Below are 22,250 nucleotides of genomic sequence, written 5' to 3' on the forward strand. Positions count from 1 at the left end.
ACCTTGCGGACGCGCGCGATGGATGAAAACATTTCGGTCGGGGCACGCCATGATCCAGACCGCCACGACCGCCGCTGAAATCACTCTCGGACGGGAAGCCCTGCCGGGCCTCCTCGCAATCCCGGCCGATCCGCGCGGCCTGGTCCTCTTCGCCCACGGCTCGGGGTCGAGCCGATTCAGCCCGCGCAATCGTCAGGTCGCCGACGCGCTCAACGCCGCGGGCTATGCGACCCTTTTATTCGACCTGCTCACCGAAGAGGAGGCGCAGGACCGGCGCAAGGTCTTCGACATCCAATTACTGGGCTGCCGTCTTGTCGAAGCCATCGACTGGGCGCGCGAGGACGACCGCGTGTTTTCCCTTCCCTTCGGCCTGTTCGGGGCAAGCACGGGCGCCGCCGCGGCCATTCTCGCCGCCGTCGTCCAGCGCAGCGAGATCGCGGCCGTGGTCTCGCGCGGCGGCCGGCCCGATCTCGCCGGATCGGGACTGGAGGAATTGGCGGCGCCCATCCTTTTCATCGTCGGCGGCGACGACGACGAGGTCCTGGAGTTCAACCGCGCCGCCCAAAAACATTGCCATGCCAAGACCCAACTGCGCATCATCCCCGGCGCGACCCATCTGTTCGAAGAGCCGGGCGCGCTGGACCAGGTCGTCGAGGCCGCAGCGCTTTGGTTCGACCTTTATCTGCGGCCCCGGCCGATCCGCTTCGACGACCGCGAGGCCGCCGGCCGCGTCCTCGCCCGCGCGCTCGTGCGGCGCGCGCCGGAAAACCCCGTGGTTTACGCTTTGCCGCGCGGCGGCGTTCCCGTCGCGGCGCCGATCGCACGCGCGCTCGGCGCCCCGCTCGACCTCATTCTCGCGCGCAAGATCGGGACGCCCGGCAATCCGGAGCTGGCGCTCGGCGCCGCGGTGGACGGCGAAAAACGGGACATCGTCATCAACCACGACATCGCTGTCGCCCTCCATTTCAAGGACGCCGAAATCCAGCGCCTCGCCGCGCGCGAATTCGCCGAAATCGAGCGGCGGCGCCGGATCTATCTTGGCGACGCGCCGCCGGTCTCCGCGCACGGGCGCGCCGCCGTCGTGGTCGATGACGGCGTCGCGACCGGAGCGAGCATGGAGGCGGCGCTGCGCGCCGTGCGCCGGCGCGATCCGCAAAAGATCATCCTCGCGCTTCCGGTCGCGCCGCCGGACTCGCTCGAACGCCTCATGGCCCTTGCCGATGAGACCGTCTGCCTCGCCACGCCCGCCAATTTCTTCGGGGTCGGACAGTTCTACCGGAACTTCCACCAGATCGAGGACGACCAGGTGATCCGCACGCTGGCCGAATTCAGCGGGCGACGCTGACCTCCTCCACAGCCGCATCCGGGACGCCGCCATAGTCGGAACAAAGCGGCAGCTCGAATTCGAAGATGGAGCCGCGCGGCGCGTTCGGCCGATAGGCGATGGCGCCGCCGTGGCTCTCGACAATGCTCTTGCTGATGGACAGGCCGACGCCCATCCCGTCATGCCTTGTGGTGAAGAAAGGCTCGAACAATTGCGGGACGGCGTCGCCGGCCACCCCCGCGCCATTGTCCGCGACGGCGATCCGGACGCGGTCGCGTCCGACTCGGCTGGTCTCGACGACGATCTCCGGCGTCTCGGCGTCGATCAGGGCGTCGTCGGCGTTGCGCAGCAGATTGACGAGAACCTGTTGGATCAGGATCGGCTCAGCAAGGACGCGCGCGTCGTCGAGTTCGCTTGGGACCGGCGCGCGGACGATTTTCGCATGAGAGCGCAGCGAAACCAGTTCGAGCGCGTCGTCGATCAGCGCGGCCACCGCGACCTCGCGTTGCTCCGGCGGACGCTTTTCGATGAAGCCGCGCAGCCGCTTCAGGATTTCCGTCGCCCGCCGCGCCTGCTCCTCGATCTTGCCGATCAGCCCAGGCTCGGGCGCCTTGCCCTTGGTCGCGAGCGCCCGGCGATAGGCGGCGGCGAAATTCAAGATAGCGGCGAGAGGCTGGCCCACTTCATGCGCGAGGCCCGCGACCATTTCGCCCATGTCGTTGAGCCGGCTGACATGGGCCAGTTCCTCGCGCAGCAGGCTCACCCGGCGCCGCTCGGCCTCGATCGGGCTCAGGTCGCGCATGATCCCGACGAAAAGCACGTCGCCGTTCAAAGCCGCCTCGCTCACCGTGAGCTCGAGCGGGAAGACTTCGCCGTTCTTGCGCAGGCCCTCGACCACGCGCCGCTGCCCGATGATCTGTTTCACGCCGATCTGCCCCTGGGCGGCGCGAAGGCGATCGTCGCTGGCGACAAAAGGCTCGGACATCAGCAACTTGACGTCGCGCCCAAGCAGCTCCTCGGCGCGATGGCCGAAAATGTCCTCCGCCGCCGGATTGGCCGAGCGGATCATGCAGTCGGCGCCAATGGTCACGATGGCGTCCATCGCCGTGTCGAAAATGGCCTCGAGGCGCCTTTCGTTCTCGAAAAGCTCCTGCTGCATACGGATGCGCTCGGTGATGTCTTCCGCGAAAATGACGATACCGCCGATCTGCCCGCTGCCGAGCCGCCAGGGCCGGACCTCCCAGCGCACCCAGCGCTCGCTCCCGTCGGCCAGCGGCGCCCCATCCTGCTCGCAGCGCACGGTCTCACCATTGAGCCCGCGGCGGTGCGCGTCTTTCCACGCTTCAGGAAGATTCGGATGAAGCGCATAATGCGATATCCCCTTCGCGTCGCCGTCGAGGTCGTTAATGTCGCGCCAGCGGGCGCTTGTCGCCAGATAATTCATGTCCTGATCGAACATGGCCATGGCCGCCGGCGTCTGTTCGACGAAATGGCGCAACTGCTCGGCCTCGACGCGAGCGAGTTCATCGGCGGCGCGCCGCGCGCGGACGAGGAAATAGGGCAGACGCGCGAAGGCGATATAGGCCGCGGAATCGAACAGGAAATCGAAATAGACCGAGAAATGGACAAGGGGCGCGACCGGCTGCCCCAGAATCGATTGCACGACGCCGAGATGGCCGAAAAGCATGAAGACGGCGACAGAGGCGACACCGCCGGCGCCGCCGCACAGCAGGGCCGAGACGAAGATGGCGGGATAGGCGACGTCCCGCCCTGCGAACAGGTCGAAGGCGTTGGGAAGGACGCTGATGATGAACAAGGAGCCGATAACGACGACGAGGCAGATCGACGCCCGCAGGCTGAGCGGCGTCGCCGCCAGGGAGTCGAAGTAATGCAGCGCGCGCGCCTCCAGGGCCGAGGTCGCGCGCGACGCCGTATTGCCAAGCTCGCCGCGCTCGCCCAATTTACGCCCCCGTTCCCCCGCCTATGCGGCAATTTAAGCAAGGTCCCTGCCAAAAAGCGGGACAGTCTAGCGCAATGCGCCGCCGCGTCCAACGTCCGCGCGGGGCGGCCCGGCGAATTGCGCCAAGGCAAATCATTTGGCTGGCCATGAGCGCATTCTTGACTTTAGCATATGATCGGTACAGCCTTGGGCCATACCAAAAAAGAGCAGGGCCGGACGCCGGGGAGGGAGCCTGGGCAATGCATAACGGACAGATCGTTCACATCATCGAGGACGACGCGGGGGTCGGCGAATCGCTTTCCCTGCTTCTCAACAGCGCCGGCCTTGAAACCAGGCTGCACAGCTCTGCGGCGGATTTTCTCCATTCCTGCCCGCCGCCCGGCGGCTGCGTGGTGAGCGACGTGCGGATGCCGGGCATGACCGGGATCGACCTGCTCGGCGAGATGAAAAATCGGCGAATGCCCCAGCCGGTCATCCTGATGACCGCTTTCGCCGACGTCCCGCAGGCAGTCAGGGCGATGAAGCTCGGCGCCGTGGATTTCATCGAAAAACCCTTCGATGACGAATTGATGGTGTCGTCCGTGCGCGCGGCTCTGGTCCGCCGGGTTGGCGATACCGCGATCATGGCCCACGAGAAACTCGAGAAACTCACCGCGCGCGAGCGCGACGTCCTCGAAGGCTTGCTCCAGGGCAAGCTCAACAAGACAATCGCGCATGATCTCGGGGTGAGCGTCCGCACCGTGGAGTCCCACCGCGCCAATCTGATGGTCAAGACCCAGGCGCGAAGCCTGTCCGAATTGATCAGGATGTCGCTTCTCGCCGAAGGCGTCGACCTCGAGGCGTGAACGCCGCCTTATTCCGGATGCGTCGTCGCCGAACGGGGCTTTGCGGGATGAGGCGCCGAATGCGTCGCGCTTCCCGCGCCGTGGCCGCCGTGCTTCTTGCCCGGGACGCCAGCCTTGCCCTCGACGCCAGCCTTGCCCTCGACGCCAGCCTTGCCCTCGACGCCAGCCTTGCCTTGGACGCCAGCCTTGCCTTGGACGCCAGCCTTGCCTTGGACGCCAGCCGGTTCGGGGAGGGGATCGCCGGGAATGTCCGCAATCGCCATGGTGTCGTCGGGCAGCCGCGTCCACACCCGGGTCTGACCCAAAAGGGGCGTGGCGAGATAGCCGCGCAGATTGAGCTTCTGGTCGTCCGGAGACAGTTCGATCTGCGCGCTCCAGATGGAGCCGTCGCGCGGGTCGAGGACGTGGCCGTTCTGATATTTGGTGGCGCTGGCTTTCTTCATGCCCCACACAATCACCAGCCCCAGCATCGGCGTGTTCTTTTTCTCGCCCGGACAATGGGTGCAGAGCGGATTTCCCGGCGGATCTTCCGGATAGGTGACCTCCTTGACCAGCCGGCCCTCATAGAGACCGTCCTTCTTGTAGAAGTAGAACACGCCGCCCGGCCGGCCGTCGTCGTTATAGGCGGTCCAGAAGCCGGTCAGGGGGGGGCCGGAAGGATGGGCAGGGGCGGCGGCAGGCGCCGCCGGCTCCGGCTTCGCGTCCTGCGCTCTGGCGGCCGGTACGGCGGCGGCGATCATTGCCGCCGCGCCGACGCCCGACAGGACGCGGGACAGGAGCGACGAGGAAAGGTAACGAGAAATGGGGCGCATCCGCGCTCTCCTGGGCTGCAAGGCAAAGAACAAGACAGGATATTTTGTCCGCGCTAAATGGAGAAATTCGGACGAAACGAAAAAAAGCGACAAATTCTTCGTCGGCCCCATCGTCCGCCCGGGCTGGAATCGTCCGCCCAGGCTGGAATTGATTGGCGCGCCATCGAATTCCCGCCTGGCGTTCTTCATTTAGGCAGGATCTGTCCGAAAACCGGCGCCCGCTTTTCGGGAATCCTGCCTGGCGCGTCGGACCATAATGCAGAAAATCTTCGCTGCGAAGCGCCGTTGCGCCGAATGCGCGACAATAAGGTTCAATAATCGCCGCTTCCGACCAGCGGGTGGATGCCGCCGAGACCGCGGCCGTGGCGGCTGGCGGCCGGGCGGCCTTTCCGGGCCGTGTGCGCGCTCGCTTCCCGCTTGACCTTGGCGCTCGCATGGGAGCTTTTCGCCGAGGCGGCGGTCGCGCCGAGCGGGACGAGCGCGCAAAGAATGATCGCGGCAAGAATGTAGCGCATCGGCTTCCTCCCATTCGACGAACGTTCGCCGCCGGCGAGCTCAGGACGCAGGCTTGCCGATTATAAGCGATGTCGCCCGACGTTCCTATGTCACGCGCGCGCGGCGCGTGCCGAAAGCGAAAGATAGACAAAATTAACCAAATTTAAGCGCCTCCGCGCTAGAAAGAAGTTCGGGCCGCCGCCGCGCCGGGTGGAATTTCGTGAACAAACCGTTTCAGATTTTTCCCTTTGCGTCCGTTCCGGCGCACGTGGCGACGCCGGTCCACGCAGGCCGCGCCGCTTCTGGCGCCGTTCTCGACCTCTTCCTGTTCGGACCCGACGAAAGACTGGGCGAGGCGTCCGCCGGCCCGCGCTGGGCGACGGGCGAAATCTGGTTTTCCTCCTGCGATGCGGTCGCGCTTTCGGCCCGGGCGCATCGGGCGGCGCGCGAAACCTATGCCGGCGTTTTCGGCGGCGAAGCCAGCCGCCCCCTGCCCCATTGGCTCGATGAATTGCGCCGCCGCCTTGCCGGCCTGTTCGGCGCGCGGAACTGCGAGGCCGTGCTCGCCGCCTCTGTCCACGAAGGCGAAATGCTGTTCGCCGCGCTCGCCCGCGCCGCGTCGGACCGTCCAATCGTCCATGTCGCCGCCCCGCCCGAGCGGCCCGAAGGCGCCGGCCAGCCAGCTGAGACTTTCGCGCTGCGCGACCGTTACGGCCTGGCGCTGCCGGCCGACGACATTGACTCGCGGGTGGCGCGGCAGGTCGCCGAAGCAATCGCGAAAGGCGCGGACGTGGCGCTCCATGTGACGGATTGTTCGGAAACGGGGCTTTCCGCGCCGTCGCGCGCGGCCGTCGCCGCGCTCGAACAGGACCATCCCGGGCGGCTGACCGTGCTGATCGACGCCCGCCAGATGCGCGCCGGGCGCGAAACCATCGCCGCCGACCTCGACGCCGGCCGCGCCGTGCTGCTTTCGGGCTCGACCTTCGCCGGCGGCCCCTGTGGCGCCGCCGCCGTGCTGCTGCCCGGCGCGCTGATCGAAAGAATCGGGCCGTTCGACCTGCCCGGCGCGCTCGCCTTTCAATCGGCGGCGCTCGACTGGCCGCCGATTTTGCGCGAGCGCCGCCGCGGCGCCTTCGCCGCTTTGGCCGACCCGCGCCTGGGGCTGCGCTGGGAAAGCGCGCTGGCCGAACTCGAAGCGCTTTTCGCCATCGCGCCCGATATGCGCGCGGCGATCGCGAGCGCGTTCCTGCGCGAAACCCATCGTCATCTCGCCGCCGCGCCCTTGCTGAAGGCCACGGATTTCCGCCATCCGGGCGATGGCGCGCCGACGATTTTGCCGATCCTGACCTTCGATGAACGCGGCCGGGCGATCAGGGCCGCAAATCTGCGCCGCGCCCTCGCCGAACCGGCGGCCCGTCCTGGGCGGCGCGCCGCGCGCGGTCGCCCGATTCATCTGGGCGCCCCGGTCGCGATCGGGAGCCGCGACGCCCTCCGCCTGGCTCTGGGCGCGCCGCAGGTCAATGACGTCGCCGAACGGCTCGCCGCAGGCGAAAGCTTTGCCGAGGCCTTCCGGCCGCTCGCCGACGACCTGCACGAGACCTTCGCACGGTGGAGCGAACTCGCGCAGGACGGCCTCTGACCCGCGCTGCTAATTCAGCAGAATCAGCCCGTCCGTGGTCCTGTGCCGATGTCGCTTCCGGCGCGGCGGCTGGCGCGGCTTTTCGCGCGCCAAGGGCGGCTGCGCGGAGACTGGCGGCTGCGCGGCGACTGGCGGCTGCGCGGCGCCGGATTGCTGCCGGACGAGCGAGGCATGGACTCGCGCCGGCTTGCCGCCGTCGGGCCAGAAGGTGAAGATCAGCTTGCGCGGGCCGGCGTGAAATTTGAAACGTCCAGCAAAGCCCTTGGCCTCGCTCGCGCCGGTGAAAAGCTGGCCGGCGATGTGTCCCGAGACCGGGCCCGAGGCGCCGCGCGTCGCCTCGCGCCATTGGCCGCGCGTCTGGGCGCCGTCGGCGACGATCTGGGCGCGGATGTCGAATTTGTAGTTATTCGAATCGCAGGCGATGTTCTGCGACAGGACGCGCCCGTCGCCCGCCGTCTCGCCGGTCGCGCGGCAGGACAGGTTTTTGCGCGCGCCGTCGTCCGACATGAAGTAGCCGGGGCCGCGGAAGGCGCCGGAATAATAGGAAAAAGGGCCGTCCTGCGCCGCTGCGGCGCCAAGCCCGGCGAGCGAAAGCCCGGCGAACCAAAGCGCGGCGGCCCAGACGAGCCGGAACAGCGCATCGCTTGCGGACATCGGCGTCTCCAGTGAAACCCGCGGCACTATAGGGCCGCCGCCACGCCATTGAAAAGCGAGCGTCCTAAACCAGCGCCCCGATCCCCAGCAGGAGCGCATAAAGCGCCTGGGTTTGCGCCGTGCGCGCGAGCAGCGCGTTCAGCCCCGGTCCCGCCGGCTCGGCGTAAAGCTGGCGGACCTGCGCCCAGGCCATCGGCAGCGCGCCGAGCGCGAGCCAGAGCGCGCGTTGCGGCGCCAGCGCGGTCAGCACGCCCGCCAGCAGAAAAGGCGCGAGCGTCATCGCCGCGAATAGAGCGCGCGAGACACGCTGCCCGGCGAGGATGGCGAGCGTCCGCCGCCCGACCCTGGCGTCGGCGGCGGCGTCGCGATAATTGTTGACCATGAGCACGCCCGCCGCGAACAAGCCGAGCGCGAGGCCGGCGATCAAAGGCGCCGGCGCGAGCGCGTCAGCCGCGAGCCAAAAGGTTCCGCCGACCGCGCCAAGCCCGAAAAAGACGATCACGAAAAGCTCGCCAAGCGGCGTGTAGGAGATCGGCGCCGGGCCGCCGGTATAGGCCCAGCCCGAAAGGATCGAGAGCAGGCCGAGAACCAGGATGGGCCACCCGCCCACGGCGACGAGATAAAATCCGCCGAGCGCGGCCAGAGCGAAAAAGCCATAAGCGGCGCGCTTGATCTCATGCGGCGTCAGCAAGCCGCTGGCGGCGGCGCGCTTCGGCCCGAGACGGTCCGCCCCGTCGCCGCCGCGCTCGAAGTCGCGGGCGTCGTTGAAAAGATTGGTCGCGATCTGGATGCAGACGGCGGAAAAGGCGGCGACGAGAATCGGCGGAAGGTCGGCCCGGCCGACGAGGCCTTGCGCCAGACAGCCGCCGACGAAAACCGGCGCCAAAGCCATGGACAGGGTGCGCGGCCGCATCGCCGCGAGCCAGACGGAAAATTTCGGCGCGCCGCTCATGCCGGCGCCCTCCCCTTCGGCAGGCCGGCGGCGCGCCGCTCGAAGGCCGCGACGATCTTGCGCTCGAATTCGGGCGCCGCGAGAACCGCCAAGGCGTTGAACAGGCCGGAGGCGAATTCGAGCAGAATGTCGCAGGTCAGCAGGCAGCCCTCGCCCCGCGGCTCGAACAGCCAGCGCAGGCGCAAGGCGCGCAGCGGCCCGTCGCAGGATTCGATCACCAGTTCGCGCGGCGGATCGGCGCGGGCTTCGCTGACGAAGGCGATGCGGAGCCGGCCAAGACCGAAGACATTCCGCACCCGCCGCCAGGCGCCTTCGCGCGCCAGCACCCGCGTCCCGAGGCAGGCGGGAACGAAAGCGGGATAGGCTTCGATGTCATCGACCAGGGCGAACAGGGCCTCCGGCCCATGGTGCGGAAAGAAGACTTCGAACTTTCGCCGCACCCTCACCCCTCCCTCAGCCTGGCCGCATTTCGACCGAAATTGACTTGAACGCAAGCCGGACTCAGGGAGAATTGATATTGTCTTCGCGCCGCCCGCCTTGAGGACCTCAAGTATGTCCGCGCAGCGCTTCGTCTCCTGCTCGCGGCCCTGTCAGCCGCCGCGAAATGGCAAATCGCAAACAAAAGCCGAGCGAATTTTTGCACGGTTTGAGGAAGGGGAAGGCGGCGCTTCCTCTCTCACACCCCTCCGGTCACCGGCAGCAGGGCGCCGGTGATGGCGCGCGAATGTGTCGAGGCGAGGAACAGCATGGCCTCGGCCAAATCATCGGGGCTTACCCATTTGCTGAAATCCGCGTCCGGCATGGCGGCGCGATTGGCGGGCGTGTCGATGATCGAGGGCAGGACGGCGTTGACCGTCACCTTGCCCTTGAGTTCCTCGGCGAGACTTTCCGTCAATTTGGCGACGCCCGCCTTGGAGGCGGCATAGGCGCCCATGCCGGCGCCCGCCTTGACCGCGCCGAGCGCGCCGACATTGACGATCGAGCCCGCGCCGCTCTTTTCGAGGAAGGGCAGCGCCGCCATGCAGGCGGAAGCCGCCGTGCGCAGGTTCAGCGCGAACATGCGGTCCCAGGCGGCGAGGTCGCCCTCCGCGACGGTTTGCCAGACGAATCCGCCGGCGACATTGAGCAGCGCGTCGATGCCGCCGAAATGCGCGTTGATGCGGGCAAAGGCGTCGCGCGCCGCTTGCGCGTCGGCGAGATCGATGCCCGCAAGGCTCAAGCTCCGCTCCTCGGCCTGCGGCGCGCCGGAGGCGGCTTCGCCGACGTCCACCTGCGCGACAAAAGCCCCCTTGTCCAAAGCGCGCCTGACGACCGCCCGGCCAAGGGCGCCGAAGGCGCCGGTGACAACAATGATTCTCTTGTCCATGGCGCTTCCCGCCTCCCGTTCGAGCTCAAGATTGGCCGCGTCCAGGCGTCTTGGCAAGACCCGAGCGCGGCCGCGAACGATGCCGGCGTTTATTTTTTATCCTATTGAATTTATTAGAAATATCTTTGTCGGACGGCCAATTGCGCCGTTCGAATTGTTTTTTTTACCGGCCTGTGGGTCTAATTGCGCAAATCTTTCGGAGTTTCCAATGTTCGCGCTTCTGTCCCAGAAACGTTTCGCGCCCCTGTTCTGGACGCAATTTCTTTCCGCCTTTAACGACAATTTCCTGAAAAACGCGCTCATTTTTCTCATCATGTACCAATTGTCGGGGCCTGGCGCGGAATCCCTGATTACATTGGCCGGGGCGATCTTCATCCTGCCCTTCTTCATCCTGTCGGGCCTCGGCGGCGAAATGGCCGACCGCTACGACAAGGCGATGATCGCGCGGCGGTTGAAACTCGCCGAAATTTTCGCCGCTTTCGTCGCCGTTACCGGCTTCTTTTATGCTTCCGTGCCCATTCTCCTTGTCGCGCTGGCGCTGTTTGGAATCATTTCCACCCTGTTCGGCCCGATCAAATATGGCATCCTGCCGGATCATCTGGAAAAGTCGGAGCTGCCCGCCGGCAACGCCCTGATCGAGGGCGCGACCTTCATCGCCATTCTGCTCGGCACGATCGTCGGCGGCCTCGCCTCCCGCAACGGCGGCGATCCTTCGAAAATCTCGGGCTTCATGCTGGCGGTCGCGCTCGCCTGCTACGGCGCCAGCCGCTTCATCCCGCCTACCGGCGGCGAGGCGCCAAACCTGAAAATCGACGCCAATATTTTCCGCTCGACCAAAAACCTTCTCCTCGACCTCTGGGGCGACAAGAGGCTGTGGCGCGCCGGCGTCATGGTCAGCCTGTTCTGGATGTTCGGGGCCATCGTCCTTTCCGTCCTGCCGCCGCTGATCAAATTGCGCATGGGCGGCGAGGAAATGGTGGTGAGCCTCTATCTCAGCGTCTTCGCGGTTTCGGTCGCGATCGGCTCGGGCTTGGGCGCCTTTTTCTGCAGCGGCCGCATCGTGCTGCTGCCCGCCCCGATCGCGACTCTGGTCCTCGGCTTTTTCTCGGCGGAGCTGGCTCTGGCCCTCCATTCCATGCCGCCGGCGACGACGCAGCTTGCCGTGGCCGAATTTTTCACACATCCCGCCGCATGGCGCGTCGGCTTCGATCTCGCCATGATGGCCATGGCCGGCGGCGTGCTGGCGGTGCCGAGTTTCGCCGCCGCCCAGGCCTGGGCGCCGATTGAGCGGCGCGCCCGTATCGTCGCCGCCATCAATGTGCTCAACGCCGCCTTCATGGTCGTCGGGACGCTGGCGACGGCCGCGCTTCAGGCGAAAGGCCTCGGCCTCGACGGCGTTTTCGCCCTCATGGCCGGCGTCGCATTGGTCAGCGCATTGTGGATGTTCGCCCGCCTGCCGACCAATCCGATGCGCGATTTCCTGTCGATCCTGTTCCGCGCCTTCTATCGGCTGGAGGTGAAGGGCCGCGACAATATCGCCAAGGCGGGGCCCAATGCGATCATCGCGCTCAATCATGTCAGCTTCCTCGACGCGGCGCTGGCCTTGTCGCTGCTCGACCACGATCCGATCTTCGCCATCGATTCCGGCATCGCCCGGCGCTGGTGGGTCAAACCCTTCCTGCGCTTCGTTCGCGCTCTGCCGCTCGATCCAACGAGCCCGATGGCGACGCGCCGCATGATCCATGCGGTGCGCAATGGCGAGACCCTGATCATTTTCCCCGAAGGGCGCCTCACCGTCACCGGCACTTTGATGAAGGTCTATGACGGCGCGGGAATGATCGCGGAAAAATCCGGCCGGAAAATCGTCCCGGCGCGCATCGAGGGGCTCGAAGCCACCATGTTTTCGGCGCTTTCGCGCCAGCTCGCCCCGCGCCGCTTCTTCAGCAAGGTGAAGGTGACGATCCTTGAGCCGGTCGATCTCAAAATCGACGACAATCTGCGCGGCAAGGCGCGGCGGCAGGCGGCGGGCGCGGCGCTCTATCAAATCATGTCCGATCTGTTCTTCCGCACCGCCGATTGCGACCAGACGATTTTCGCCGCCGTCGCCAAGGCCGCGCGCAGACACGGCATGGGGCGCGTGACGCTGGAGGACCCGACCTCGCCGGCTTTGTCCTACCGAAAACTGCTGATCGGCGCCCGCCTCCTGGGAAAGGAATTTTCACGCCTTGCCCCGGAAGGCCAGCCGCTCGGCCTGATGCTGCCCAACGCCAATGGGGCCGGCGCCGCCTTCCTCGGCCTGCTCTCGGCCAACCGCCCGCCGGCGATGATCAATTTCACCGCGGGCCCGGCCAATATCGCCGCGGCCTGCGCGGCGTCCGAGGTCAAAACCATCGTCACCTCGCGCGCCTTCATTGAAAAGGCCAAGCTACAGGCCCTGGTCGAGCGCCTCGGCGAAAGCGTCGCCTTTTTCTATCTGGAGGATTTGCGCGAAAAAATTTCGAGCTTCGACAAGGCCCGCGCTTTTCTCAACTGCCGCGCGCCGCTCGCCAAAGCGAAAGCGGAGGATCGCGCGGTGATCCTGTTCACCTCGGGCTCGGAGGGCGCGCCCAAAGGCGTCGTCCTCTCCCACCACAATATCCTGTCCAATGTCGCGCAGGTCGCCGCGCGCATCGATTTCGGCCGCAGCGACCGTCTGTTCAATGTGCTGCCGATCTTCCATTCCTTCGGGCTGACGGGCGGTTTCGTCCTGCCGCTCGTTTCCGGCGTGCCGATCTTTCTCTATCCCTCGCCGCTCCATTACCGCGTGATTCCCGAACTGATCTACGACAGCAACGCCACGATATTGTTCGGCACCGACACGCTTCTCAACGGCTATGCGCGCACCGCCCACCCTTATGACATGCGCTCGCTGCGTTACATCATCGCCGGCGCCGAGGCGGTGAAGGAATCGACCCGCAGGCTTTACGCCGAAAAATTCGGCCTGCGCGTTCTCGAAGGCTATGGCGTCACCGAAACCTCTCCGGTCCTCGCCCTCAACACGCCGATGTTCAACCGTTTCGGCGCGGTCGGCATGCTTTGCCCCGGCATGACGGCGCGGCTCGAAAAGATCGAAGGCATCGAGGAGGGCGCCCGGCTCCATGTGCGCGGCCCCAATGTCATGATGGGCTATCTGCGCGCGGAAAATCCCGGCGTGCTGGAGCCGCCGCCGGACGGCTGGCACGACACCGGCGACATTGTCGCGATCGACAAGCAGAATTTCATCGCGATCAAGGGCCGCGCCAAGCGCTTCGCCAAGGTCGGCGGCGAGATGATTTCGCTCGCGGCGGTGGAAAATCTCGCGTCCATGTGCTGGCCGGACGCCAAGGTCGCGGCGGTCGCTTTGCCGGATCCGCGCAAGGGCGAGCGGATCGTGCTTTGCACGGAACAGGCGGGCGCAACCCGAGCCGATTTCATGGCCTTCGCCAAGGCGCGCGGCGCCTCGGAGTTGATGTTCCCGGCCAGGATTTTGGTGATGGACAGACTGCCCCTGCTCGGCTCGGGCAAGATCGATTATCCTGCTTTGGCCAGGATTGTCGCGGAGACCCGGGACGACCGCGCCAATTCATCGGACGGCAGCGCCGCAGCATAGAGCTTGCGCGCGGCCGTCGGCTTACCGCAGAGGCAGCCAAAGCCGGCGATCGAAGGAGAAATCCCGGACCGTCCGCATGCGGCCGCCGCCGTCGGGATGGAGCGGATTGACCAGAAGGTTGCTGGATTCCGGGACGATGAAGGACGGGACGCGCAATATCGGCGTCCGCCGCCCGGCAAGCCATCGGTCGCCGAATTCCGCCGGATCGGCCGGCAGGTCAGGAACCTCCTCGATGGTCAAGCCATCGAGATCGACGCTCATGAGCACATAGTCGTCCGGAATCAGTTCGGGCGGCAGGTCGAGATGGACGCGCACTTCGAGGGCGGCCAATTCCGGCGTTGCCGCCATATAGAGCATGGGCCGGCCAGGATTGTTCCAGCGACCGCCGACGAGACGCGCGCCCGCGCCGGCGAGATCGGCATGAGGTCGCCGGCAAATCCTCCATCCAACCAGCATCAGGCGGCTATGCCGTGGGCGATGCGGGTCAGAAGAGTCTCGACCTCCCGCGCCCCCTCCTCGGTGTCGAGCAGATCGAGCGGCGGCTCTCCGTCGAGCGCGGTGGTCGGGCGTCGCAGCCAGACATGCGCCTTCTCGGCATTTCCGAACACCTCTTCCGCGGCGGCGATGACGCGCGCCACGCGCAACAGGCGATCCGATTGATCGGCGGTGAGGGCGCCGACCTTTCTTCTGTTCGCCAGCGTCTTGCGAGGCAACACGACCTGATCGACCTCGCTCAGATTCAGGCGGCCGCTGTCGACGATGTGCTGGACGGCTCCGACAGGAAAACCCTCCCGGATCTTGTCCAGCAGCCGAACGCGAGGCGGCAAATGTGTGACACGGAGCGTGGACGATGTGATTTCGGGTCCGTTGCGAACGAGGCCTTCTAAAATTCTGGTCTCCTGATCGCCCATCGCCTGACTTATGTTCAAGCCAAGCAGTTCGGCGGCCTTGTGAATCGTGTTCATGCTGCGCCTATGTGCCATATGCACTATTTATATGTGCATATGGCCAAAGTGTCCAATCAAATCCGTGGCAACCCCAGTCGCGGAATTTCGATCGCCGGGCAGCGGTTCATGATCACCGCCAGGCCGGCGGCCTCGGCCTTGGCCGCCGCGGCGTCGTGGCGGACGCCGATCTGCATCCAGACAAATTTCGCACCCTTGGCGATGGCTTCGTCCACGATGGGCGGAACGGCTTCGGAGCGGCGGAAAATATCCACCAGATCCACCGGCTCGTCGATCTCGGAAAGGCGCGCGCGCACTGTTTCGCCGAGCAGCGTCTGGCCCGCGAGGCCGGGATTGACGGGGATGACCCGATAGCCCCGGCGCTGGAGATAGGCCATGACCTCGTGGCTGGGGCGCAACGGGTTCCGGCTCGCGCCGACCAAGGCGATGATGCGCGATTCGCGCAGGATCCGGGCGATCTCCTCGTTGGCATAGACGAGTTCGGACATTTCAGGCTCCGGTCGCGAGGGGCGGCGACATTTTGGACGACTTCCGACAATTGGCCAATCAGATGGCGCCGAGAAAACTGGCGCCAATTTTGCTGCGCCGCACAATGGAATTGGGAAGCTCGCCGAGGATGAACCACTGAGGACAAACCATCATGTGTGAGATTATCGACTTCCAGTCCAGAAAAACCGCGCTTTTGCAGCACAAGGCCAGAAAATGCGCCGAAGACCTCGGCCGCCACGCCGCGCGGGCCGAATGGCTCAAGCGCAATGGCGCGCCGCTTGCCGATCTGGTCCGGGCCTCGCTCGATTTCGACCAGGCGGATCGCGACTGCCGCGAAATCAAGCAGAGCCTCTCCGGTCCGAACGAGGAGGCTCCGAACAATCTCCATTCCTGACGCCCGCCGCTTCGGTCCTATGGAACGGATCGCCATCCATGAATATATGACCTGAGCGCGGCTGGCGTTCGGGCCGCGCTCAGGCGATGGAGGCGAAAGGTGGACGAGATTTTCGTGGTGTGCCCGCATTGCGGCAAGGTCAATCGCGCCAGCAGGGAAAAGCTCGGCGCCGGCTTGCGGCCCGATTGCGGCGCCTGCGGCTCGGCCCTGTTTCCCGGCGCGATCGAAGCCAGGGACGACGCCGATTTCGAACGCCATGTCGCGCGCACCAATCTGCCGGTCATCGTCGATTTCTGGGCCGCCTGGTGCGGGCCGTGCAAAATGATGGCGCCGCAATTCGCGGCAGCCGCCAAAAAAATGGACGCTTCCGCCCGCTTCATCAAAGTCGATACCGAAAAGCTTCAGCAGACGGCGGCCCGTTTCAACATCCGCAGCATTCCGACCATGGTCATGATCGCCAACGGCCAGGAAGTCGCCCGCCAGGCCGGCGCCACCGACGCCAACAACATCATCCGCTGGGCGATGAGCCACGGCGCCCGCGCCTGAGGGCAAGCGGGTCGAGAGGACGCGTCGCGGAGCTTTTCATAGGACCGGCCGAAGGCCGGAGCCGTTGGCGCGCGATGTTCCGCTCGAAGCGGTCTTACGACATGAAGGTCCCGACGGCGGCTGTCGCACATTCAGCGGACGTTCCGATGCCGAAATGAACCGGCGATCGGGACCCAAGGCGGCCGGTCGCGCTTAGGATCGTCGCCAGCTCCAACGGCGGCAAACGGAACTCCAAAGGTATCGACGGTCACGACCGCTGGACACGCCAATTCCGGAAGGTCGTCATCCCGCTCGGCAATGTCTGGCCGGCGCTCATGAGCGGCCCTTCTTGATGGTCGATGACACGGAAAAATTTGACGCCCCCTCCTGCGAGGCATACACGTCACATTCCAAATCTCCTACAGAACAGGATAAGGATGCCGGCTTTTTTCAAAGGCGCGAGCTTTCAGGACAGACAGAAATCCACGGCTGAGGCAAAAAAAGCCTTGCTGGAAAAATTCAAGGCGCGGCCTGCCGCCGACGATCCCGCAGTGATCGAGCGCGACGCGCAGCGCCGGGAAATCGTCGCGGCGCGCGAGGCGCGGGCCGCCGAACGGGACGCCCGTTTGCGCGCCGAGGCTGAAGAGCGGGCCCGTCAGGAAGCCGAAGAACATGCGGCGCTGCAGGCTCGTTTGAAAGCCGAGGAAGAGGCGCGAGAGGCGGACAGCATCGCCGAAGCGGCGCGACTTCAGCTTGAGGCGGAAGCAGCGATTCAGGCCAAAGCCCTGCTTGAAATCGAAAAGAGAGCCGAGCGCGACGCCCGCTATGCGGCGCGCAAAGGGCGCAAGGCGGAATCCAAGTCCGAACAGCGGCGGTATCGCTGACCGGCGCAATTTTTGGCCTTGGCTCACATCGTCGATCTGAATGAAACGGCGGTTCTGGACAGGCGGCGGAGCCGGGCCTGGTCAGAGCCGCTTGGCGCAACCCTGCCGTCGCGTCTCGGTCCGTTCTCCGTCTCGAACCAGACCTTCGACACCGGACTCCGCCGTTCCGGGACGTTCGCGAACGGGAACCAATCGTCAGATTTCAACCGCTAGCGCGCTTTTCCCGTCAGCGCCAGCAGGCCCTTGACGAGTTGCAGCGGCGTCGGCGGGCAGCCGGGAATGTGCAGATCGACCGGCACAACCACCCCAACCCCGCCGGCGACGGCGTAGCTCCCGGCGAAAACGCCGCCGTCGCGGGCGCAGTCGCCCGCGGCGACCACCCATTTCGGCGAGGGCGTCGCGTCAAAAGTTCGCTCCAGCGCCTCGCGCATGTTGCGCGTCACCGGCCCGGTGACCAGCAGCATATCGGCATGGCGCGGCGAGGCGACGAATTTCAGCCCAAAGCGCTCCAGGTCGTAAAAAGGATTGTTGAGGGCGTGGATTTCCAGTTCGCAGCCGTTGCACGAGCCCGCGTCCACCATGCGGATCGCCAGGCTGCCGCCGAACCAGGCGTCGAGCGCGGTTTTCAGCTCGCGGCCAAGCGCAAGCAATTCGGGATCGTCGCCCGAAGGCGCCGGCTCGGTCAGCGGGCCTTTCAGCAGGCTATCGAATAAAATCCGCCGCATGAGGGCGCCTCAAAGATCATGCCCCGAATAGGAGCAGTTGAAGGATTTGTTGCAGAGCGGGAAGTCGGCGACGATATTGCCCTCGATCGCCGCTTCGAGCACCGGCCATTGCAGCCAGGACGGGTCGCGCAGGTGGCAGCGCTCGACCAATCCGCCGCCAAGCCGCACCCAGGCGAGGATGTCGCCGCGAAAGCCTTCGACCAGCGCGATCCCCTCGCCGGAGCCTTCGCCTGTCGCGGCCATGACCTCTCCGGCCGGCAGGCGGACGAGAATCTGCTCGATCAGCCGCAAGCTCTGTTCGACTTCCCTGATTCTGACCCAGACACGGGCGTTGACATCGCCCTCCGCCAGCACCGGAACCTCGAATTCGAGCCGGTCGTAGGGCGGATAGGCAAGATCGCGGCGGGCGTCGAAAGACCGTCCCGAGGCGCGGCCGACAAAACCGCCGCAGCCGAATTTTTGCGCCAAAGCCGAATCGAGGCGGCCGGTCGCCACGGTGCGGTCCTGAAGCGAGGCGGTATTGTCATAAAGCTCGACCAGGCGGGGAAAGACCGCCCGGATGCGGCCGACCAGGGACCGCAGGATGTGCGGCGCCCGGGCGTCGAGATCGACGGCGACGCCGCCGGGGACGACCGCGTCCATCATCAGGCGATGGCCGAAACAGGCGGCGCTCGCGCGCAAGACTTTTTCGCGCAGGGCCGAGCAATGGGCGAGCATCAAGGCGAAAGCGGCGTCGTTGCAGATCGCGCCGATGTCGCCGAGATGATTGGCGACGCGCTCCAATTCCGCCATCAGCGCCCGAAGCCAGACCGCCCTTTCGGGGATTTCGACCGCCAAGGCCGCCTCGACGGCGCGGGCGAAAGCGATGGCGTAGGCCACGGTGCTGTCGCCCGAGCAGCGTCCGGCAAGTTTGGCCGCTCGGGCGATGGGCGCGCCGGTCATCAGTCCCTCGATGCCCTTGTGGACATAGCCGAGCCGCTCCTCCAGCCGCACCACGGTCTCGCCATTGGCGGTGAAGCGGAAATGGCCCGGCTCGATGATTCCGGCATGGACCGGGCCGACCGGAATCTGGTGCAGCCCCTCGCCGACGCTCGTCAGGAAGGGATAGGGCGGCGGTTCGGGCGCCGGCGGCTGCCTGTCGCCGAGGGGCGCGCGGACCGGCCAGCGGCCATGGTCGAGCCAGGGCCGCTCGTCGGGCGCGTCGATCGGCTCATAGCCGAACAGGTCGTGAATCGCGCGCTCGAAGCGCATGGCCGGGGGGTGGCGCGCCGCGACCGAGGGGAAGCAGCCTTGCGCGCAGGAGAAGCTGGCCACAGCGACGTCCCTGCCTTTTTCGCCGAGCAGCGCCATATGGACGCAATCCGCGTCGCCCCATAACCCGAGCAAAGTCCGCTCGCCCGCGGCAAGACTGGCGACGAGCGCCGACCACTGGCCGGCATCGACCGCGCGCCGGGGCCAGGGCCGATGATTTGCCATCGGCGGCAGTTGGTCGAAGGACTCCGTCACGGCCAACGCGCCTCCCCGATCAATGCAGCGAGGCCGCGACATGCTGGAACCAGGCGACCAGCGGCGGCGGCAGATAGACGCCGGCGACCAGCACCGGCGCGAGATGAAGGATCATTGGCAAAGAGGTCGCCTTGACCGGCTGCAGCGAGCCCGTCGGCTCGCCGAAGGCCAAGCCGTGCAGCCTCAGCATGAGCGCGCCGAAGGCGACGACGAGCCCGAACACGACCAGCGCCGCCAGCGCAGGCGCCTGCGCCACGGTGGAAGTGACGATCAGAAACTCGCTCATGAACACGCCGGCCGGCGGCATGCCAACAATGGCGATGACGCCGACGACGAGCGCCCACCCCAGGAAAGGATGGCTTGCGGTGAGGCCGCGGATTTCGGCGATCTGCTGGGTTCCCTTGACCTGCGAGACCTGGCCGACCGCGAAAAAGATCGCCGATTTGGTCAGGCTGTGCATCGCCATATGCAGAAGGCCGGCGAAATTGGCCAGGGCCCCGCCCATGCCGAAGGCGAAGACGATGATGCCCATATGTTCGATCGAGGAATAAGCGAACAGACGCTTGATGTCCCCGCGCCGGTACAGCATGAAGGCGGCGAAGACCAGCGACAGCAGGCCGAGCGTCATCATCAGCGGCCCCGGCGCGATCGCGCCCGGATTGGCCGACATCAAGAGCTTGAAGCGCAGCACGGCATAGAGCGCGACATTGAGCAGCAGGCCGGACAGCACGGCCGAAATCGGCGTCGGCCCCTCGGCGTGGGCGTCGGGCAGCCAGGCGTGGAGCGGCGCGAGGCCCACCTTGGTTCCATAGCCCAGCAGCAGGAAGACGAAGGCGAGATTGAGCAGCGCCGGGTCGAAACGCGCGACATGGGCGATCAGCACGGTCCATACCATGCCGTTGAGGCCTTCGCCGACCACCGGCCGCGCCGCCATATAGATCAGGATCGTGCCGAACAAAGCGAGCGCAATGCCGACGCTGCCGAGAATGAAATATTTCCACGCCGCCTCCAGCGCCGCCGGCGTGCGGTAGATGCCGACCATGACCACGGTGGTGAGCGTCGCGACCTCGATCGCGACCCACATCAGGCCGATGTTATTGGCGATCAGCGCCAGATTCATCGCCCCGAGCAGCAGTTGGTACATGGCGTGATAGAAGCGCAGATGGGTCCGCGTGAGACGATGGGCGCTCAGCTCATGGGCGATGTAGCTGGCGCTGAAGGCGCTGGTGGTGAAGGCGACGAAAGTGTTCAGGACGATGAAGACGATGTTGAGATCGTCCACCAGAAGATAGCGTCCGGTGGGCGGACGCGCGACCAGCAGCGACAGGGCCGCGACGAAGGTCAGGAAGGACGACAAAATATTGAGCCGCGCCGAAGCGCGATAGGACTTCACGGCCGCGAGCACCGCCGCCGACAGCAGCGGCAGGAACAGGATGGCCTGAAGATTATGGGAGACCAGCGCGCTCATCGGCGTTCGCCCCTGAAATCGTCGAGCGCCTGGAGATCGACGGTGTCGAAGCGCTCGCGGATGCGGAACAGGAAGATGCCGATGACGATCAGCGCGATCAGGACCGAGAAGGCGACGCTGATCTCCACCACCAGGGGCATGCCCTTGGCCCCTGCGGCGGCAAGGATCAGACCGTTTTCGAGCGACATGAAGCCGACCACCTGGCTGACGGCGTTGCTGCGCGTCACCATCATCAAGAGGCCGAGCAGGATCACGGAAAGCGCGAAGGCGAGATCCTCGCGCGCCAAAGGATCGGCGCCGTGGGTGACGCGCAGCATGACCACCATCGACAGAGCGACGAGACCGATTCCGGCCAGCATGGTCGGGACGAGGCTGACCACGGTTTCGACCTCGCGATGGACGCCGAGCCGCGCCACCATGCGATGCAGCGCCACGGGGATGACCAGCGCCTTGAAGAACACCGCGATCGCGGCCGTGATGTAGAGGTGCGGCGCGTGCTGAATATGAGCCTGCCAGCCGACCGCCAGCGCCAAAGTCAGCGCCTGAAGCGCGAAGACGTTCAGGAGAGCATAGAGCCGGTCCTGATAGAGCAGCATGAAGCTGGTCAGGACCAGGCCGCCGGCGAGCAGATGGGCGATGTCGAAGGCGAGGCGATTCATGTCACATCTCCCGCGACACGAAGCGCAGCAAGGTGGCGAGCAGGCCGAGCATCAGCGCGACGCCGATGAAGTCCGGCACGCGGAACACCCGCATCTTGGCGACCGAGGTTTCGAACAGGGCCAGCAGCGCGCCGGCGCCGGCGAGCTTGGCGAGATAGGCGGCCGCGCCGAGGAGCAGGGCGCCCGGCGCGGCCCCGGTCGGCGCGAGGCCGAAGGGAACGAAAATGCAGGCGATCAGCGAGACATAGAGAAGCAGTTTGAGCTGCGCGGAAAGCTCGATCATCGCGAGATGGCGGCCGGAATATTCCAGCACCATCGCCTCATGCACCATGGTCAATTCGAGATGGGTCGCTGGATTGTCCACCGGTATGCGCGCATTTTCGGCAAGCGCCACGATCACCAGCCCGATCATGGCGAGCCCGAGGGAAACGCGCACGCCCACCGCCGGCGACAGCATGAAAGCGGCGACAGTGGAAAGCTGGGTCGAGCCGGCGATCAAGGCAAGGGAAAAGACGACCATGAGCATCGCCGGCTCGGCGAGCGTCGCGAACATCATTTCCCGGCTGGAGCCGATGCCGCCGAAACTCGTGCCGACATCCATGCCGGCGAGCGCCAGGAAGAAGCGGGCGCTGCCGAGCAGGGCGGTGATCGCGATCAGATCGGCCGACCAGCTGAACAGCAGGCCGGTCGCGAAGGTCGGGACCAGAGCCGCCGCGACCCAGGTCGCCGCGAAGACGAGATAGGGAATGACGCGGAACAGCCAGGACGCGCTCTTCGCCACAATGGTCTCTTTTTTTACGAGCTTGACGAGATCGCGATAGGGCTGGAGCAGCGGCGGGCCGCGCCGGCGCAACAGCCGCGCCTTGACCTTGCGAACAAGGCCGGTCAGCAGCGGCGCCGCGAGCAGCACGACGAGCATCTGGACGATCTGGACGGCAAGGTGGACGAGCAGCGTCATGG

23 protein-coding genes are annotated in these 22,250 nt (G+C 65.9%); 8 read left to right on the plus strand and 15 right to left on the minus strand.

The window, feature by feature from the left end; all coding sequences use genetic code 11:
• Positions 1-49 precede the first annotated feature (49 nt).
• Positions 50-1,345, plus strand: coding sequence for an alpha/beta family hydrolase (locus K2U94_RS16430; protein ID WP_243068237.1), 1,296 nt, complete (start codon positions 50-52; stop codon positions 1,343-1,345).
• On the opposite strand, the gene K2U94_RS16435 is transcribed toward K2U94_RS16430, so the two are convergent.
• Positions 1,329-3,284 carry a PAS domain S-box protein gene (locus tag K2U94_RS16435; protein ID WP_243068238.1) on the minus strand — a complete coding sequence of 652 codons (1,956 nt, stop codon included), beginning with the start codon at positions 3,282-3,284 and terminating at the stop codon, positions 1,329-1,331. The two genes, K2U94_RS16430 and K2U94_RS16435, sit on opposite strands and share 17 nt — an antisense overlap.
• A 239-nt stretch (positions 3,285-3,523) precedes the next feature.
• On the opposite strand from K2U94_RS16435, the gene K2U94_RS16440 reads away from it, so the two are divergent.
• Complete coding sequence (locus tag K2U94_RS16440) at positions 3,524-4,129, plus strand: response regulator transcription factor (protein WP_243068239.1); 606 nt, start codon at positions 3,524-3,526, stop codon at positions 4,127-4,129.
• Between the two features lie 8 nt (positions 4,130-4,137).
• On the opposite strand, the gene K2U94_RS16445 is transcribed toward K2U94_RS16440, so the two are convergent.
• Positions 4,138-4,941 carry a DUF2147 domain-containing protein gene (locus K2U94_RS16445; RefSeq protein WP_243068240.1) on the minus strand — a complete coding sequence of 268 codons (804 nt, stop codon included), beginning with the start codon at positions 4,939-4,941 and terminating at the stop codon, positions 4,138-4,140.
• Between K2U94_RS16445 and K2U94_RS16450 the strand changes: the two genes are divergently transcribed.
• Entirely contained in the window at positions 4,931-5,134 is a 204-nt protein-coding gene (locus K2U94_RS16450; RefSeq protein ID WP_243068241.1) for a hypothetical protein, read from the plus strand. The genes K2U94_RS16445 and K2U94_RS16450 overlap by 11 nt on opposite strands.
• Positions 5,135-5,252: 118 nt before the next feature.
• On the opposite strand, the gene K2U94_RS16455 is transcribed toward K2U94_RS16450, so the two are convergent.
• Positions 5,253-5,456, minus strand: coding sequence for a hypothetical protein (locus tag K2U94_RS16455; protein WP_243068242.1), 204 nt, complete (start codon positions 5,454-5,456; stop codon positions 5,253-5,255).
• A 200-nt stretch (positions 5,457-5,656) separates the two neighbouring features.
• Here K2U94_RS16455 and K2U94_RS16460 point away from each other — a divergent pair, with 200 nt between their 5' ends.
• Entirely contained in the window at positions 5,657-7,075 is a 1,419-nt protein-coding gene (locus K2U94_RS16460; protein WP_243068243.1) for a hypothetical protein, read from the plus strand.
• Positions 7,076-7,084: 9 nt separating this feature from the next.
• Here K2U94_RS16460 and K2U94_RS16465 read toward each other — a convergent pair whose 3' ends face one another.
• The 4 genes from K2U94_RS16465 to K2U94_RS16480 all read right to left on the minus strand — a co-directional run bounded on the left by K2U94_RS16465 (position 7,085) and on the right by K2U94_RS16480 (position 10,047).
• On the minus strand, positions 7,085-7,729 hold the full coding sequence (locus tag K2U94_RS16465; protein ID WP_243068244.1) for a hypothetical protein: 645 nt from the start codon (positions 7,727-7,729) through the stop codon (positions 7,085-7,087).
• A 64-nt stretch (positions 7,730-7,793) separates the two neighbouring features.
• Positions 7,794-8,681, minus strand: a complete 888-nt coding sequence (locus K2U94_RS16470) for a 1,4-dihydroxy-2-naphthoate polyprenyltransferase (RefSeq protein WP_243068245.1) — start codon at positions 8,679-8,681, stop codon at positions 7,794-7,796.
• Positions 8,678-9,121 carry a type II toxin-antitoxin system RatA family toxin gene (locus tag K2U94_RS16475; RefSeq protein ID WP_243068246.1) on the minus strand — a complete coding sequence of 148 codons (444 nt, stop codon included), beginning with the start codon at positions 9,119-9,121 and terminating at the stop codon, positions 8,678-8,680. Before K2U94_RS16475 ends, K2U94_RS16470 begins: the two co-directional genes overlap by 4 nt.
• Positions 9,122-9,357: 236 nt before the next feature.
• A complete protein-coding gene (locus K2U94_RS16480) occupies positions 9,358-10,047 on the minus strand; it encodes an SDR family NAD(P)-dependent oxidoreductase (RefSeq protein WP_243068247.1) in 690 nt (229 codons plus the stop codon).
• Between the two features lie 208 nt (positions 10,048-10,255).
• Between K2U94_RS16480 and K2U94_RS16485 the strand changes: the two genes are divergently transcribed.
• Positions 10,256-13,675 (plus strand): acyl-[ACP]--phospholipid O-acyltransferase, encoded by a 3,420-nt coding sequence (locus K2U94_RS16485; protein WP_243068248.1) that lies wholly within the window; start codon positions 10,256-10,258, stop codon positions 13,673-13,675.
• A gap of 21 nt (positions 13,676-13,696) precedes the next feature.
• Here K2U94_RS16485 and K2U94_RS16490 read toward each other — a convergent pair whose 3' ends face one another.
• Genes K2U94_RS16490 through K2U94_RS16500 form a run of 3 tightly spaced genes read right to left on the minus strand, consistent with a single transcriptional unit; the run spans position 13,697 to position 15,128 of the window.
• Positions 13,697-14,131: an RES family NAD+ phosphorylase gene (locus K2U94_RS16490; RefSeq protein WP_243068249.1), complete on the minus strand. Its 435-nt coding sequence runs from the start codon at positions 14,129-14,131 to the stop codon at positions 13,697-13,699.
• Complete coding sequence (gene parS, locus K2U94_RS16495) at positions 14,131-14,640, minus strand: type II RES/Xre toxin-antitoxin system antitoxin (RefSeq protein ID WP_243068250.1); 510 nt, start codon at positions 14,638-14,640, stop codon at positions 14,131-14,133. Before parS ends, K2U94_RS16490 begins: the two co-directional genes overlap by 1 nt.
• A gap of 56 nt (positions 14,641-14,696) precedes the next feature.
• Entirely contained in the window at positions 14,697-15,128 is a 432-nt protein-coding gene (locus tag K2U94_RS16500) for a CoA-binding protein (RefSeq protein WP_243068251.1), read from the minus strand.
• Positions 15,129-15,280: 152 nt separating this feature from the next.
• On the opposite strand from K2U94_RS16500, the gene K2U94_RS16505 reads away from it, so the two are divergent.
• From K2U94_RS16505 to K2U94_RS16515, 3 genes are all read left to right on the plus strand, one after another.
• The gene (locus K2U94_RS16505; protein WP_243068252.1) at positions 15,281-15,523 is read left to right on the plus strand and encodes a hypothetical protein; all 243 of its coding nucleotides are present in this window, start codon (positions 15,281-15,283) and stop codon (positions 15,521-15,523) included.
• 99 nt (positions 15,524-15,622) lie between these two features.
• Positions 15,623-16,069, plus strand: coding sequence for a thioredoxin (gene trxA, locus K2U94_RS16510; protein ID WP_243068253.1), 447 nt, complete (start codon positions 15,623-15,625; stop codon positions 16,067-16,069).
• Between the two features lie 416 nt (positions 16,070-16,485).
• Complete coding sequence (locus K2U94_RS16515; protein WP_243068254.1) at positions 16,486-16,932, plus strand: DUF6481 family protein; 447 nt, start codon at positions 16,486-16,488, stop codon at positions 16,930-16,932.
• A 209-nt stretch (positions 16,933-17,141) separates the two neighbouring features.
• Here K2U94_RS16515 and K2U94_RS16520 read toward each other — a convergent pair whose 3' ends face one another.
• The 5 genes from K2U94_RS16520 to K2U94_RS16540 are packed head-to-tail and all read right to left on the minus strand — an operon-like array spanning position 17,142 to position 22,248.
• Positions 17,142-17,657: an NADH-quinone oxidoreductase subunit B family protein gene (locus K2U94_RS16520; RefSeq protein ID WP_243068255.1), complete on the minus strand. Its 516-nt coding sequence runs from the start codon at positions 17,655-17,657 to the stop codon at positions 17,142-17,144.
• Positions 17,658-17,666: 9 nt separating this feature from the next.
• Positions 17,667-19,133, minus strand: a complete 1,467-nt coding sequence (locus K2U94_RS16525; RefSeq protein WP_243068901.1) for a hydrogenase large subunit — start codon at positions 19,131-19,133, stop codon at positions 17,667-17,669.
• Between the two features lie 49 nt (positions 19,134-19,182).
• The gene (locus K2U94_RS16530; protein ID WP_243068256.1) at positions 19,183-20,631 is read right to left on the minus strand and encodes a hydrogenase 4 subunit F; all 1,449 of its coding nucleotides are present in this window, start codon (positions 20,629-20,631) and stop codon (positions 19,183-19,185) included.
• Positions 20,628-21,290 (minus strand): hydrogenase-4 component E, encoded by a 663-nt coding sequence (locus K2U94_RS16535; protein WP_243068257.1) that lies wholly within the window; start codon positions 21,288-21,290, stop codon positions 20,628-20,630. The genes K2U94_RS16530 and K2U94_RS16535 overlap by 4 nt, the downstream gene beginning before the upstream one ends.
• 1 nt (position 21,291) lies before the next feature.
• Positions 21,292-22,248, minus strand: coding sequence for a respiratory chain complex I subunit 1 family protein (locus K2U94_RS16540; protein ID WP_243068258.1), 957 nt, complete (start codon positions 22,246-22,248; stop codon positions 21,292-21,294).
• Positions 22,249-22,250: the final 2 nt, after the last annotated feature.

Source organism: Candidatus Rhodoblastus alkanivorans, assembly GCF_022760755.1.
Lineage (GTDB): Bacteria > Pseudomonadota > Alphaproteobacteria > Rhizobiales > Beijerinckiaceae > Rhodoblastus > Rhodoblastus alkanivorans.